The 14,223-nt window shown below is 68.5% G+C and carries 12 protein-coding genes; 5 read left to right on the top strand and 7 right to left on the bottom strand.

What is annotated here, in order from left to right:
• Positions 1–38 precede the first annotated feature (38 nt).
• From T8K17_RS20470 to T8K17_RS20490, 5 genes are all read right to left on the bottom strand, one after another.
• Entirely contained in the window at positions 39–2,342 is a 2,304-nt protein-coding gene (locus tag T8K17_RS20470) for an RNA degradosome polyphosphate kinase (RefSeq protein WP_416153137.1), read from the bottom strand.
• A 142-nt stretch (positions 2,343–2,484) separates the two neighbouring features.
• Positions 2,485–3,264, bottom strand: a complete 780-nt coding sequence (locus T8K17_RS20475) for an SDR family oxidoreductase (RefSeq protein WP_322331583.1) — start codon at positions 3,262–3,264, stop codon at positions 2,485–2,487.
• 52 nt (positions 3,265–3,316) lie between these two features.
• Positions 3,317–4,033 carry a DnaA ATPase domain-containing protein gene (locus T8K17_RS20480; protein ID WP_322331584.1) on the bottom strand — a complete coding sequence of 239 codons (717 nt, stop codon included), beginning with the start codon at positions 4,031–4,033 and terminating at the stop codon, positions 3,317–3,319.
• Positions 4,017–5,117, bottom strand: a complete 1,101-nt coding sequence (locus T8K17_RS20485; RefSeq protein WP_322331585.1) for an AI-2E family transporter — start codon at positions 5,115–5,117, stop codon at positions 4,017–4,019. Before T8K17_RS20485 ends, T8K17_RS20480 begins: the two co-directional genes overlap by 17 nt.
• A 5-nt stretch (positions 5,118–5,122) precedes the next feature.
• Positions 5,123–6,391 carry a DUF2066 domain-containing protein gene (locus tag T8K17_RS20490; protein ID WP_322331586.1) on the bottom strand — a complete coding sequence of 423 codons (1,269 nt, stop codon included), beginning with the start codon at positions 6,389–6,391 and terminating at the stop codon, positions 5,123–5,125.
• 135 nt (positions 6,392–6,526) lie between these two features.
• Here T8K17_RS20490 and purM point away from each other — a divergent pair, with 135 nt between their 5' ends.
• The 4 genes from purM to T8K17_RS20510 all read left to right on the top strand — a co-directional run bounded on the left by purM (position 6,527) and on the right by T8K17_RS20510 (position 9,171).
• The gene (purM, locus tag T8K17_RS20495) at positions 6,527–7,636 is read left to right on the top strand and encodes a phosphoribosylformylglycinamidine cyclo-ligase (protein WP_416153201.1); all 1,110 of its coding nucleotides are present in this window, start codon (positions 6,527–6,529) and stop codon (positions 7,634–7,636) included.
• Positions 7,636–8,244: a phosphoribosylglycinamide formyltransferase gene (gene purN / locus T8K17_RS20500; protein ID WP_322331587.1), complete on the top strand. Its 609-nt coding sequence runs from the start codon at positions 7,636–7,638 to the stop codon at positions 8,242–8,244. The genes purM and purN overlap by 1 nt, the downstream gene beginning before the upstream one ends.
• A 90-nt stretch (positions 8,245–8,334) precedes the next feature.
• Complete coding sequence (locus tag T8K17_RS20505; RefSeq protein WP_322331588.1) at positions 8,335–8,934, top strand: HupE/UreJ family protein; 600 nt, start codon at positions 8,335–8,337, stop codon at positions 8,932–8,934.
• A 102-nt stretch (positions 8,935–9,036) separates the two neighbouring features.
• The gene (locus T8K17_RS20510) at positions 9,037–9,171 is read left to right on the top strand and encodes an aa3-type cytochrome c oxidase subunit IV (RefSeq protein WP_322331589.1); all 135 of its coding nucleotides are present in this window, start codon (positions 9,037–9,039) and stop codon (positions 9,169–9,171) included.
• Positions 9,172–9,397: 226 nt separating this feature from the next.
• Here T8K17_RS20510 and ndk read toward each other — a convergent pair whose 3' ends face one another.
• Together ndk and T8K17_RS20520 are read right to left on the bottom strand one after the other, a co-directional pair.
• On the bottom strand, positions 9,398–9,820 hold the full coding sequence (ndk, locus tag T8K17_RS20515; protein WP_322331590.1) for a nucleoside-diphosphate kinase: 423 nt from the start codon (positions 9,818–9,820) through the stop codon (positions 9,398–9,400).
• A gap of 150 nt (positions 9,821–9,970) precedes the next feature.
• Positions 9,971–10,420 carry a DNA polymerase III subunit chi gene (locus tag T8K17_RS20520; RefSeq protein WP_322331591.1) on the bottom strand — a complete coding sequence of 150 codons (450 nt, stop codon included), beginning with the start codon at positions 10,418–10,420 and terminating at the stop codon, positions 9,971–9,973.
• A gap of 89 nt (positions 10,421–10,509) precedes the next feature.
• Between T8K17_RS20520 and putA the strand changes: the two genes are divergently transcribed.
• Complete coding sequence (putA, locus tag T8K17_RS20525; protein WP_322331592.1) at positions 10,510–14,169, top strand: bifunctional proline dehydrogenase/L-glutamate gamma-semialdehyde dehydrogenase PutA; 3,660 nt, start codon at positions 10,510–10,512, stop codon at positions 14,167–14,169.
• The last annotated feature ends 54 nt before the right edge of the window (positions 14,170–14,223 follow it).

Consider the following 14,223-nt stretch of genomic DNA (forward strand, 5'->3'; position numbering starts at 1 on the left):
GAAGTCTCGGTAGTCAGTGTTCCGCTCGCGCCTAGGGCTCAGGAGGACGATCCGCCGATGGTCCTCGGACCACCGCCGCGCCGCAGCGCGCTGCCCCGTCCGGACAGGCTCGGGTTCGTCATGAAATAGGTATGCGCCGAGAAATCCTCTTCGCCGGCGGCGATCCGCTCGAACCGCCCGGTGCTGCGCAGGATCCAGCTGTTGGTCTGGTCCTTCAGGTTGGCGACCATGATCTGATCCAGGATCTGCCGGTGGACGGTCGGGTTCTCGATCGGGACCAGATGCTCCACCCGTCGGTACAGGTTGCGGGGCATCCAGTCGGCGGAGGAGATGTACACCTTCGCGTCGTCCGACGGCAACTTCGACCCGCTGCCGAACACCACGATCCGCGAATGCTCCAGGAACCGCCCGACGATGGAGCGCACCCGGATGTTTTCCGACAGGCCCTTCACCCCCGGCCGCAGGCAGCAGATACCGCGGATCACCAGGTCGATCTGCACCCCGGCCTGGCTCGCCTTGTACAGCTCGTCGATCAGGATCGGGTCGACCAGGCTGTTCATCTTGGCCCAGATCGCCGCCGGCCGACCGGCCTGGGCATGGTCGATCTCCTGCTTGATACCGTCGATGATCGTCTTGTGGAGGGTCAGCGGCGAGATCGCCAGCTTCTCCATCTCCTCCGGCAGGGCATAGCCGGTCATGTAGTTGAACATCCGCGCCGCATCCCGGCACAGGGCCGGATCGCAGGTGAAGAACGACAGGTCGGTGTAGATCTTCGCCGTGATCGGATGGTAGTTGCCGGTCCCGAAATGCACGTAGTTCCGCAGGGAATTGCCCTCGCGCCGCACCACCAGCGAGACCTTGGCGTGGGTCTTCAGGTGGACGAAGCCGTAGACCACCTGCACCCCTGCCCGCTCCAGATCGCGCGAGAGGCGGATATTGGCCTCCTCGTCGAACCGGGCCTTGATCTCGACCATGGCGGTGACGGTCTTGCCGGCCTCGGCCGCCTCGATCAGCGCCTTGACGATCGGGCTGTCCTTGGACGTGCGGTACAGGGTCTGCTTGATGGCGATGACCGACGGGTCGGAGGCCGCCTGGCGCAGGAACTGGACGACGACGTCGAAGCTCTCGTAGGGGTGATGAACGACGATGTCCTTGGCCCGGATCGCGGCGAAGCAGTCGCCGGCGAAATCGCGGATCCGCTCCGGGAAGCGGGCGTTGAACGGCGGCCACAGCAGGTCCGGCCGCTCGGCGGTGATGAGCTGCGACAGGTCCGCCAGCCCGACCATCGCCTCCAGGGCGAAGACATCCTCCTCGGCCACGTTCAGCTCGCTGATGACCATCGCCTTCAGCTCTTCGGGCATGGCGAGGTCGACCGCGAGCCGGATCACGTTGCCGCGCCGCCGGGCCTTCAGCGCCGTCTCGAACGAGAGCACCAGATCCTCGGCCTCCTCGTCGATCTCCATCTCGCTGTCGCGGATGACCCGGAAGACGCCCTGTCCGGTGACTTCGTATTTCGGGAACAGCCGGTCCACGTTCAGCAGGATCGCCTGCTCGATGGCGATGAAGCGGATGGTGTCGCCCGGCAGGCGGACGAAGCGGCCGACCTGGGACGGCAGCGGGACCAGCCCCTGCATGTCGGACGCCCCGGCGGTGCCGCGCAGGGTCAGGGCGAGGCAGAGGCCCTTGTTGGGGATGAACGGGAACGGATGCGCCGGATCGATCGCCAGCGGCGTCAGGACCGGGAAGACATGCTCGCTGTAATGGGCCCGCAGGAAGTCGCGGTCCTGGGCGGTGAGTTCCGGGATGTCGACCAGGTGGAAATCGGCCGCCTTCAGCTCCTCGCGCAGCCGCTTCATGCAGGTCTGCTGGTCGCTCATCAGGATGGCGACCTCGCGGGTGATCTCCGCAAGCTGCTGCGCCGGGCTCAGCCCGTCGTCGCTGGCCGAGGTGATGTCCGCGTTGACCATGCCCTTCAGGCCGGCAACGCGGACCATGTAGAATTCGTCCAGGTTGGAGGCGGAAATGGCGACGAAGCGCAGCCGCTCCAGCAGCGGATTGCGCGGGTTGAGGGATTCCTCCATCACCCGGGTGTTGAAGGACAGCCAGGAGAGCTCGCGGTTGATCAGCCGGTCGGGGCTGCCGATCGTGATCGCCGGCGTCTCGTCGGCCGCCTGTTTGACGGTGGACGGGCTCTTGGCGGTGCCCGAGGCGCGTTTCGACGTCGGACGACGGGGCCTCTCGCTCTGGCTGGCCTGCTCGCTCACGTACGCTCTCCTCGCTTGTCCGCCCGCCCTCCGGGACAGTCTGCCGTCCCGTGTACGCGTCCCGTGTGACAGGAGCATGACACCGGACGGCTTTCCGGATTGCGGTTAGAGCACGACCGGTTCAGATCGACTCGATCTGAACCGTGAATCGTCCCCTAATTCGTCGAGTATAGAGCAAATTCACACGACCAGATGTCTCCATCTGATCGTGATTTGCTCCTTAGAGAGTGCCCGGGTACCCGCCGCCATCGAGCAGGATGTTCTGACCGGTCATGAAGCCGGCGTGAACGCTGCACATGAAGGCGCAGGTGGCGCCGAACTCGTCGGGCTCGCCGAAGCGGCCGGCCGGGTTCTTCGACGCCTGTTCGGCAGCGTAGTCCTCGAAGCTGCGACCCGCCTTCTCGGCCTGCAGACGCAGGTTGCCGTGCAGACGGTCGGTGGCGAACGGACCCGGCAGCAGGCCGTTGATCGTCACGTTGTGGCGCACGGTCTCGCGGGCGATGCCGGCGACGAAGCCGGTCAGGCCGGCACGCGCACCGTTCGACAGGCCGAGATAGGAGATCGGCGCCTTCACGGCCGCGGAGGTGATGTTGACGATGCGGCCGAACTTGCGGTCGATCATGCCGTCGACGGTCGCCTTGATCAGCTCGATCGGGGTCAGCATGTTGGCGTTCACCGCCTTCTGCCAGTCCTCGATCTCCCAGTCGCGGAAGTTGCCCGGTGGCGGGCCGCCGGCGTTGTTCACCAGGATGTCCACGTCGCCCGCGGCATCCAGCACCTGCTTGCGGCCTTCCGGCGTGGTGATGTCGCAGGCCACGGCCACGACATTGGCGCCGGTCGCCTTGCGGATCTCCTCCGCCGTCGCCTCCAGGGTCTCCTGGGTGCGGGAGTTGATGACCAGGTCCACCCCGGCCTCGGCCAGATTCATGGCGCAGGCCTTGCCCAGCCCCTTGCTGGCGGCGCAGACGATCGCCTTGCGGCCCTTGATTCCCAGATCCATACGTTAAGTCTCCTCTCCTGTTCGGCCCGCCCGTTGGCGTTACCCGTTCGCGTTACTGCCCGTCCGCGTCGCCCATGTCCTCGTCGGCCATGGCCAGACGCGCGACGCGCATGGAAATCTTCCCGTCCCCCTCCAGGGCGGCCCGGTCCATCCGGTCGGCCAGCCGCTCGGCGGCGTCGAAGGACCGCTCCATCCGGTTCACCAGATACGCGATGACGTCATCGCGCACCAGCACCTGACGGTCGGCGAAATGCTTGGCGAGCACGCCCGCCAGCAGGGCTTCGTCCGGCAGTCCGATGGTCGCGACCGGCAGGGTCGCCAGCCTGGAGGCCAGGTCGGGGAGCGAGATCTCCATCCTGGCCGGGGGAGTGCGCGACAGGATAACCAGCGAGCCGCCCCGCTCAACCACCATATTGAACAGATGGAACAGGGCCGGCTCGTCGATCCCGCCGTCGACCCGGTCCACGACGGCGTTGCGCGCGTCCCCCAGGGCGTCCGGGACGATGTCGCTCGAGAGCGCCGGCGCATCGACCAGAGCGGCTCCGCTCGCCGCCTGCCAGACCGCGGCCAGGTGGTTCTTGCCGGAACCAGACGGCCCGACGATTGCAAGGCCGCGGGCGGGTTCGGGCCAGTCCGGCCAGCGGTCGATCCAGGCGGCAGCCTCGGCGTTCGAGGCCCCCACCAGGAAGTCGGCCCGGCCCAGCGCGGGCCGGAAGCCGAGATCGAGGGCGAGCTGTCTGCGGGCGGCGGCGTCAGGGCTTGTGGTCATCATACTCAATGCGTTTCATCGCATCGTCGGCGGGCGGTATGCCGTGGAGATGCAACGGGCTGGCGAGATAGTGCTCCAGCGCGAACCGCGTCAAGACGCCGATCACGGCGGCCACCGGCACCGCCAGCAGAACGCCCAGGAATCCGAACAGCGCGCCGCCCGCCAGCAGGGCGAAGATGATCCAGACCGGATGCAGGCCGACCGCGTCGCCCACCAGATTCGGCGTCAGGAAATTCCCTTCGATGAGCTGGCCGGCAACGAAGATGGCGGCGACGATGGCGACCGGCTGCCACGAGTCGAACTGGGCCACGGCCAGCCCGACGCTGAGAATGGCGCCCAACGTCGAGCCGACGAAGGGGACGAAGGAGACCAGACCGGAGAACAGCCCGATGACCAGCCCGAAATCGAGCCCGGCAAGGGACAGGCCGATGGCGTAGAACACCCCGAGGACGAGGCAGACCGTGCCCTGTCCGCGCACGAAGGCGGCCAGGGTGCGGTCGATGGCCCGCATCTGCTCGCGGATGGTCGGGGCCTGTTCGCGCGGCAGCCAGCCGTCGATGGTCTCCACCATGCGGTCCCAGTCCCGCAGCAGGTAGAACGAGACGATCGGCGTGATCACCAGGATGGACAGGAAATTCGCCAGCCAGGCGCCGCCGCTGAGCAGCTTGCCGAAGATATTGCCGATCCAGGCCATGGCATTGCCGGCGATGTTCGGCAGCTTGTTGACCGCCGACTCTTCGTCGAAGCCGGACAGCATTTCCTGAAGCTTCGGGCCGACCCGCTCGCGGATCATCTCCACATAGGTCGGGACCGACTTGGCGAACTGCTCGACCTGGGTCTGCAGCAGCGGCACCAGAAGCAGCACGAGTCCGATGGTGACCAGGAAGAACGCCAGGACGACGATCGACGTCCCCAGGGTGCGGCTCACCTTGAACCGTTCCAGCCGGTCGACCACCGGATCGAGGAGATACGCCACGGCCATGCCGGCGACGAACGGCAGCAGCACGTCGCGCAGCACGTAGACGAGCGTCAGGAAGACCGCCAGGAAAAGCAGCCAGAAGACTTGCCGTTCGCGCTTGGTCACAGACGCTATCCGGCAGCCGGAGCAGGCAGGGGCGACACGTTGCCCGGAGCCGGCGAGAACCCGCCCGGTCCCCCGGTCGGAGGCGCGCTCGACGGCGTGGTTGTGCCACCCGGCACCGTCGCCGGAACTGTCGTCCCCGGCGCGGGGCGAAGGCCCGGCCCGGCACCTGGAGCGGACGTGGAGTAGCCGTCAGGCGAGGTCGGGATCTCCTGGCCGCGCTGGATCAGGAAGTAATCGCCGGCCCCCGGCACCAGACGCAGGTTCTGCTGTTCCAGCGCCACGCGAAGCTGCTCGGTTCCGCCGATCATCCAGAGGTCGACCAGCGCCTCGATCCGGGTGAGCTGGATCACGTCGTAGCGCGAGACGATCGAGGTCCGGTCGAGCCCTTCGCGGACCGCCAGCCAGCGGCGCAGGCTGTCTATCGGCACCGTCACCGTGACGCGGGACTCGGTGCCGCCGCGGATCGTGTTGTCCTGCTTCCAGGCGTCCTCAAGCAGTGCGACCGTCTTCTGGACGGCGGCGTTGTAGCGCTCGGTGTCGGTCTCGCCGGACACCGTGCCGGTCAGGGTCCGGGCAGAGCCCGACGGGCCGATGCGCCGGACCGTCAGCCCCACCGATCCGCCGCTCGGCTTGGCGACGACGACCACCGCGTCCCGCGCGCCATACCGCTCGGCGATGTCGGTCAGCGCCTTCTCGTCGCCGTCCAGCGCCTGGGCCGTGCTCAGCTCGCGCACATCGGCGATGTCGGAATACGGGACGACGACCGGCACCAGACCGCCTTCGACCGGCGACCGGCTCCAGGCGGCGCGGAAGGGGTTGCCCTCCTCCCACAGCACCGGACCGCCGGCGCCGTCCAGCACCGGGATCACCAGCACCGGCAGGCTCCGCGTCTCGGTATAGGCGGCCCCGCTCTGGTTCAGGAAGTTGCGCACCCGCGCCTCGTCGAAGGCGTAGGTCATGTTCGCCACGTAGCGCACCGCCGAGCTGCGCTCGTTGGCGACCTCGAAGCCCAGAGTCATCAGCGCCAGGCTCTGGTCGGACTGCTGCGGCACCGAGGAGGCGCCGCCCTCGGGAAGCAACCGCCCCATCAGAATGTCGAACGCCTTGCGCCGGCCTTCCGCGATCGCCTTCTCGCGTGCGGCCGACGGGCTGTCCGCGGTCACGTCCACAGGGACCCCGCGCACGGTAAAGATCTCCTGGGCCGATGCGCCGGCGCTGCCGAATGCAGCCGCCAGGAGCATGATCGAGGCGATGAAGATGGATCGATGGTGCACGGTTTCTTCCCACTTGCCGCTTGCGGGGAGCATGAGCGTCACGGCATAAACCGCCAACGCGGCGAAAGGTTCCCGATACCCCTTTGGTAAACGGCAACCGAACCAGACTTATAGCCCAGCGCGGTGGAGGACACCATAACCGCCCCTAGTGACAGTTACTCAAAGGGCCCCGGCAACGGCCGCCCGAACGAGCCCCTCACCTACCGCGATGCCGGTGTCGATATCGATGCGGGCGACGCCCTGGTCGAAGCCATCAAGCCGCTGGCCGCGTCCACGCGCCGACCGGGCGCGAACGCGGATCTCGGCGGGTTCGGCGGGCTGTTCGACCTGAAGGCGGCCGGCTTTTCCGACCCGATCCTGGTCGCCGCCACCGATGGGGTGGGAACCAAGCTGCGGGTGGCGCTGGAATCCGGCAAGCACGACACCGTCGGCATCGACCTGGTCGCCATGTGCGTCAACGACCTCGTCGTTCAGGGCGCCGAGCCGCTGATGTTCCTGGACTACTACGCCACCGGAAAATTGGAGGTCGCCGTCGCCCGCGACGTGGTCGCCGGCATCGCCGAAGGCTGCCGCCAGGCCGGCTGCGGGCTGATCGGCGGCGAGACCGCCGAGATGCCGGGCATGTATTCCGAGGGCGACTACGACCTCGCCGGCTTCTCCGTGGGCGCCGTCGAGCGCGACCGGGTGCTGGAGCGCGACAAGGTCGGCGAGGGCGACATCGTCCTCGGCCTCGCCTCCTCCGGCGTGCATTCCAACGGCTATTCCCTGGTGCGCCGGGTGGTGGAGCGCACGGGCCTCGCCTGGGACGCGCCGGCGCCGTTCGAGTCCGACAAGACCCTGGCCGAGGCGCTGCTGGCGCCCACGCGGATCTATGTGAAGGCGTGCCTCGCCGCCCTGCAGACCGATGCCGTCCACGGCTTCGTCCATGTCACCGGCGGCGGCCTGATCGAGAACCCGCCCCGGGTCTATGGCGACCACCTCGCCCTGCGGCTCGACCTGCAAAGCTGGACCCCGCCCGCCGTGTTCCCCTGGCTCGCCAAGGAAGGCGGGATCGAGGGGCGCGAGATGCTGCGAACCTTCAACTGCGGCCTCGGCATGCTGGTGATGGTCAAAGCGGACGCAGTCGCGGCCGTCGAAGCCGCGCTGGAAGCCCACGGCGAAACCCCGGTGCGCATCGGCCGGATCGAGAAGCGCAGCGGCGACGCCGTGGTGTTCGACGGCCTCGATCAGACCTGGCTGGCGTGATGGCGCGCAAACGCGTCGGCGTGCTGATCTCGGGGAGCGGCAGCAACCTGCAGGCCCTGATCGACGCGGCCGCCGACCCGACCTACCCGGCGGAGATCGCCCTGGTGATCTCGAACAAGGCCTCCGCCTTCGGCCTGCAGCGGGCGGGCAAGGCCGGGATCGCCACCCAGGTGTTCGATCACAAGCAGTTCGCCGACCGCGAGAGCTTCGATGCCGCCATGGACGCCGCCCTGCGCGCGGCCGGCTGCGAGATCGTCTGCCTCGCCGGGTTCATGCGGATCCTGTCGACCGGATTCGTGGAAAGCTGGGCCGGGCGGATGCTGAACATCCACCCCTCCCTGCTGCCGTGCTTCAAGGGGCTGCACCCCCAGCGCCAGGCGCTGGACGCCGGGGTGAAGGTGGCGGGCTGTACCGTCCATCTGGTGACGCCCGACCTGGATGACGGCCCGATTCTGGCGCAGGCCACCGTCCCGGTGCTGGACAGCGACGACGAGTCGAGCCTGTCGGCGCGGATTCTGGAGCAGGAACACCGGATCTATCCCACGGGTCTGGCGCTGCTGGCCGGCGGATCGGTGCGGATCGAGGGCCGGCGCGCCTTCACCGGTTGAGCGCACCGCCAGCGACGACACCCTGCGTCTTGTTGCATCGCAAAAGCGCGGTCTAGACTTCCTCCATCGTCATTCCGGAGGGTCTTTTCCATGCGCTCGCTTCCCGTCGCCGCCCTGACCGTCGCCGTGCTCGGTCTCTTCACGACCTCCGCCTTCGCCCATACCGGCGCCGGGCCGACCGGGAGCTTCCTGACCGGCTTCATGCATCCGCTGGGCGGCCTCGACCATATTCTGACCATGGTCGCGGTCGGCACCATGGCGGCCGTGGTCGGCGGACGGGCGATGTGGAGCGTGCCCTGCGCCTTCATCGCGATGATGATGCTGGGGGCGGTGGCCGGCGCGTCAGGCTATCCGTTGCCGCTGGTCGAGGTGGGCATCGCCGCCTCCATCGTGGTCACCGGCCTGGCGACCACCTTCGGACGGTCTTTGACGCAGACCGCCGCCGTCGGTCTGGCCGGCGTCTTCGCGGTATTCCATGGCCATGCACACGGAACCGAGATGGGACCGATGCTGACGGCCGTCGAATATGGCGCGGGCTTCGCGCTGGCGACCGCACTGCTGCACGCGGCGGGGCTGTTCGGTGCGCTCGTTCTGACCCGGCGGTTCAGCGCCAACGGGATGACGGCGATCCGTGTCGCAGGCGTCACGATCGCGGCGGTCGGCGCCGGCATGATGGGCACGATGATCTGAGGGTTTGCGATCTGGCAGTGCCGCAAGACACTTTTCGCGCCGCGCGCCTTACCGTATAAACCCGTCAGACGAACAATCCTGCGCCTTGGAGGGCATAGAAGCATGGCCGGTAACGATCAATTCGCTGAAATGACCCGTGAGCGGAAGGCGTTCTGGGACGGCTTCATGAGCTTCACGACCTGGACCGGAGTCGCGCTGGCGATCTTCGTGGCGCTGCTGGCGATCTTCGTCGCCTGAGCCAAGCGTTCCGCGCATGAAAAAAGGGCCGGTCCTGAGGACCGGCCCTTTTCGTTTCTACGGTCTGGCGAGCGTCAGCCGCCCTCCTACCCCTCACCGACTTCCTGGACGGCCCGAAGGGACGATCCAGGACCGTAATGCCGACGTCCGATCCAGGGTCCTGGATCACCCCCGGTAACAACCGGGGGCGTCCAGGAAGTCGGAACAGAGTGGTGAGGACCTAAAGTCAGCCGACGATCTCGTTGCCGCTGAAGAACTGGGCGATCTCGATCGCCGCGGTCTCCGGAGCGTCGGAGCCGTGCACCGAGTTCTCGCCGATCGACTTGGCGAAGGCCTTGCGGATCGTGCCCTCGGCGGCCTGCTCCGGGTTGGTGGCGCCCATGACGTCGCGGTACTTCGCGACCGCGTTCTCGCCTTCGAGAACCTGGACGACGACCGGGGCGGAGATCATGAAGTCGACCAGCTCGCCGAAGAACGGCCGCTCCTTGTGGACGGCGTAGAAGGTCTCGGCCTGGGCGCGGGTCATCTGGATCCGCTTCTGGGCGACGATGCGCAGGCCCGCCTCTTCGATCTTGGCGTTGACGGCGCCGGTCAGGTTGCGCTCGGTGGCGTCCGGCTTGATGATGGAGAAGGTGCGCTGGAGGGCCATGGCTCTCTCTTCCGTTGGCAGATGCGTTGAAGGAAACTGTGGGTTCCGAGCGGGGCAGATCACCCCGCCGGCACGCTCGCGCGCCTTATAGCGATGCGGGTGCGCAGCGGCAAGCGCCGGTGGCAAGATTGCTTACGGCCGCACGCTGCCCTACCCGGCCTTCTCCCAGCCGCCATTGTCCTTCTGACGCCAGTAGGTGAGCGTGTGACCGGCGTCGCGCGCCGTCTTCCAGCGGGACCGGGCGGCGGCGACCGCCTGGTCGTCACGGCCGTCGAACAGGTCGAAGACCCGCTTGAAGCTGTCCAGGTCCGACGCCTCCACCCCTTCGGCCAGAAACAGGAAGCCCGCCCCGTTCGGGTTCTCCTCCCGGTCGGTCAGCCAGACCGGCTGCAGCGCCGCCTCGCCGTCCTTTTCGCAGCCATGGGGCAGCCAGGAGCGCTCCTCATAGATCCAGAGATGGGCGTTCAGCGCCTGCACCCGCTCGGCCGAGGCCAGGCGCACCACGGCGCGTTCGCCGGCTTCCAGAGTCTTTTCCAGCAGCTTCGGCAGGGCGCGGTCCATCGCGGTGGCGGTCAGGTGATAGAAGCCGATCTCGGTCACGTGGCGTGGCGCCCTGGACAGTTTCACAAGCGATGACGGACCACCCCTCCAGCGTGTAGGTTTCCAACAACCCCAGATCGGAGAAGGCAATGACCGCACCGTCGGCCGAGCATAGCCATTCCACGCCCTCCCTGGCCACCGCCTCCCTGGCCACCGCGACGCATGCGAATGCGGATCTGCGGGCCGAGATCCGGGCGGCTACCCTGGCGGAGGAGGCGGAGCGCATCGCCGCCCTGAAGCAGGCGGCCTCCCTCAGCGAGGCGGACAGGGCGGCGATCTCCAAGGATGCCGCCCGGCTGGTGGAAAGCGTGCGCAGCTCGACCGAGCCCACGGCGATGGAGAGTTTCCTCGCCGAATACGGCCTCTCCACCAAGGAAGGCATCGCCTTGATGTGCCTGGCCGAAGCGCTGCTGCGGGTGCCGGACACGCCGACCATCGACGCGCTGATCGAGGACAAGATCGTCCCCGGCGAGTGGGGCCAGCATCTGGGCCATTCCTCCTCCTCCCTGGTCAATGCCTCCACCTGGGCGCTGATGTTGACCGGCGGCGTCCTTCGGCCGGGCGAGCAGCAGGGGCTGGTCACCGCCCTGCGCGGGGCCGTGCGCCGCCTTGGCGAACCGGTGGTGCGCACCGCCGTGGGCCAGGCGATGATCGAGCTCGGCCGCCAGTTCGTGCTCGGCCGCACCATCGAAGAGGCGATGAAACGCGGCGCCGGGATGGAGGAGCGCGGCTACACCTATTCCTTCGACATGCTGGGCGAGGCCGCCCGCACCGAGGCCGACGCGCGGCGCTACCACCTCTCCTACTCCGACGCGATCACCGCCATCGCCCCCGCCTGCAAATCGAAGGACATCCGCGAGAACCCGGGCATCTCGGTCAAGCTGTCGGCCCTGCACCCGCGCTACGAGGTGTCGCAGAAGAAGCGGGTGATGTCCGAACTGACCGCCCGCTGCCGCTCGCTCGCCCTGCTGGCGAAGAGCGCCAATATGGGCTTCAACATCGACGCCGAGGAGGCCGACCGGCTCGACCTCTCCCTCGACGTGATTGAGGCGGTGCTGAGCGACGAGGCGCTGGACGGCTGGGACGGCTTCGGGGTGGTGGTGCAGGCCTTCGGGCCGCGCGCCCATTTCGTCCTGCGCTGGCTCTACGATCTGGCCGAGCGGCTGGACCGGCGGATCATGGTGCGGCTGGTCAAAGGGGCGTACTGGGACACCGAGATCAAGCGTGCCCAGACCCTCGGGCTGGACGGCTATCCGGTCTTCACCCAGAAGGCCAATACCGACGTCTCCTACATCGCCTGCGCGCGGTTGTTGCTGGGCATGACCGACCGGATCTACCCGCAATTCGCCAGCCACAACGCACACACGGCGGCCGCCATCCTCCATATGGCGGGTGAGGACCGGGACAGCTTCGAGTTCCAGCGCCTCCATGGCATGGGCGAGTCGCTGCACGGCACGATGAAGCAGGAATACGGCACCCGCTGCCGGATCTACGCCCCGGTCGGCAAGCACCAGGACCTGCTGGCCTATCTGGTCCGCCGCCTGCTGGAGAACGGCGCCAACTCCTCCTTCGTGAATCAGATCGTCGACGAGAGCGTGCCCGCCGAGCAGGTCGCCGCCGACCCCTTTCCGCGCGCCGGCACCGCCAATCCGCGTATCCCCAAGCCGGCGAACATCTACGGTGCCGGGCGGCGCAACGCCAAGGGCTGGGACCAGACCGATCCGGTCGACCTGGCCGAGCTGGACGAGGCCCGCGCCCCCTTCGCCAAGGCGACCTGGAGTGCTGCGCCGACCCATGGCGGCGACCGGCCGGGGGTCGAGGCGATCAATCCCGCCGATCCGGACGACCTTGTCGGCCGGGTGGTGGAGACGAGCGAGCAGGAGGTCGAGGACGCCATCCTGCGCGCCCGGGCGGCCCAGCAGGCCTGGCGCGAGCGTCCCGCCGCCGAGCGGGCGGCGCTTATCGAACGGGTGGCCGATCTCTACGAGGCCAATGCCCCGGAGCTCTTCGTCATCCTGGCGCGCGAGGCCGGCAAGACCCTGCTCGACGCCATCGGCGAGGTGCGCGAGGCGGTCGATTTCTGCCGCTACTACGCAGCTGAGACCCGCCGCTTCGGCGATGCCGAGAAGGGCCGCGGCACCTTCGTGTGCATCTCGCCCTGGAACTTCCCGCTGGCGATCTTCACCGGGCAGATCGCCGCCGCGCTCGCCGCCGGCAACACGGCCATCGCCAAGCCGGCCGAGCAGACGCCGCTGATCGCCGCCCGCGCTGTGGCGCTCATGCACGAGGCGGGGCTGCCGAACGACGTGATCCAGCTCCTGCCCGGCGACGGCGCCACGGTCGGCGGCGCGCTGGTAGGCGACCCGCGGATCGACGGCGTGTGCTTCACCGGCTCCACCGACACCGCCCGGCGCATCCAGCAGGCCATGGCCGAGACCGGCGCCGCCGACGCACCGCTGATCGCGGAGACCGGCGGGCTGAACGCCATGATCGTCGACAGCACCGCCCTGCCCGAACAGGCGGTGCGCGACATCATCGCCTCGGCCTTCCAGAGCGCCGGCCAGCGCTGCTCGGCCCTGCGCTGCCTCTATGTCCAGCGCGAGGTGAAGGACCGGCTGCTGGAAATGCTATTCGGCGCCATGGACGAGCTCCGCCTGGGCGACCCGCGCCTGTTGTCGACCGATGTGGGGCCGGTAATCGACGCCGAAGCCCGTGACGGGATCGAGGCGCACTGCACCGCCATGGAGAAGGCCGGCAAGGTGCTGAAGCGGCTGAAGACCCCGGCCAAGGGCACCTTCGTGCCGCCGACGGTGATCGAGGTGGAGGGGATCGAGGAGCTGGAGCGCGAGATCTTCGGCCCGGTCCTGCATGTCGCGACCTTCGCGCCGGACGATCTCGACGGGGTGGTCGGGCGGGTCAACGCCAAGGGCTACGGCCTGACCTTCGGCCTGCACACCCGGGTCGACAGCCGGGTGCAGCAGGTGGTCGACCGGGCCGAGGTCGGCAACCTCTACGTCAACCGCAACCAGATCGGCGCCATCGTCGGCTCCCAGCCGTTCGGCGGCGAGGGCCTGTCCGGCACCGGCCCGAAGGCCGGCGGGCCGCACTACCTGTCGCGGTTCCGCACGTCACAGGAGGAGCCGGTGGCCGCCCAGCCGCCCGCCGGGTTCGTCGATGCCGCCGCCCTGTCGCGGCTGATCTCCTCGGCGCGCGGGCGGTCCTCCCTGCGGGCGGTCGGCAAGGCCCTGTCCTCCGGATCGCCGGCGCTGAGTGCGGCGGCCGACATCGCCGATCAGGTGCTGGAACTCCCCGGCCCGACCGGCGAGAGCAACCGCTTCAGCGTCCATCCGCGCGGCCTCATCCTGTGCCTGGGGCCGAGTGCCGAGGCGGCGCGCGATCAGGCGATCCAGGCGCTGGCGACCGGAAACCGGGCGGTGGTCGTCGCGCCGGGGGCGGAGGACGCACTGGCCGATCTGAAGGACCTGGCCCCGGCCCTGATCGTGGCTGAGGGCGCCATCGCGGTGGAGGCCCTGGCCGAGATCCCCGGCATCGACGGCGTGGCCTATGCCGGCGACCGCGAGGCCGTCCGCCCCCTCGCCCAGGCCCTGGCCAAACGCGACGGGCCTCTGCTGATCCCAATCACCGACCGGATCGATCCGGAACGCTACGTCCTGGAGCGGCATCTCTGCATCGACACCACGGCGGCAGGCGGCAACGCCTCCCTGCTGGCGGCGAGCGGCCCCGCTTAAATCACACCGTCATCCCGGATGCGCCCGGACCTGATCCGGGGGCAGGCCGGGACC

The sequence above is a fragment of the Thalassobaculum sp. OXR-137 genome, assembly GCF_034377285.1.
Classification (GTDB): Bacteria; Pseudomonadota; Alphaproteobacteria; order Thalassobaculales; family Thalassobaculaceae; genus Thalassobaculum.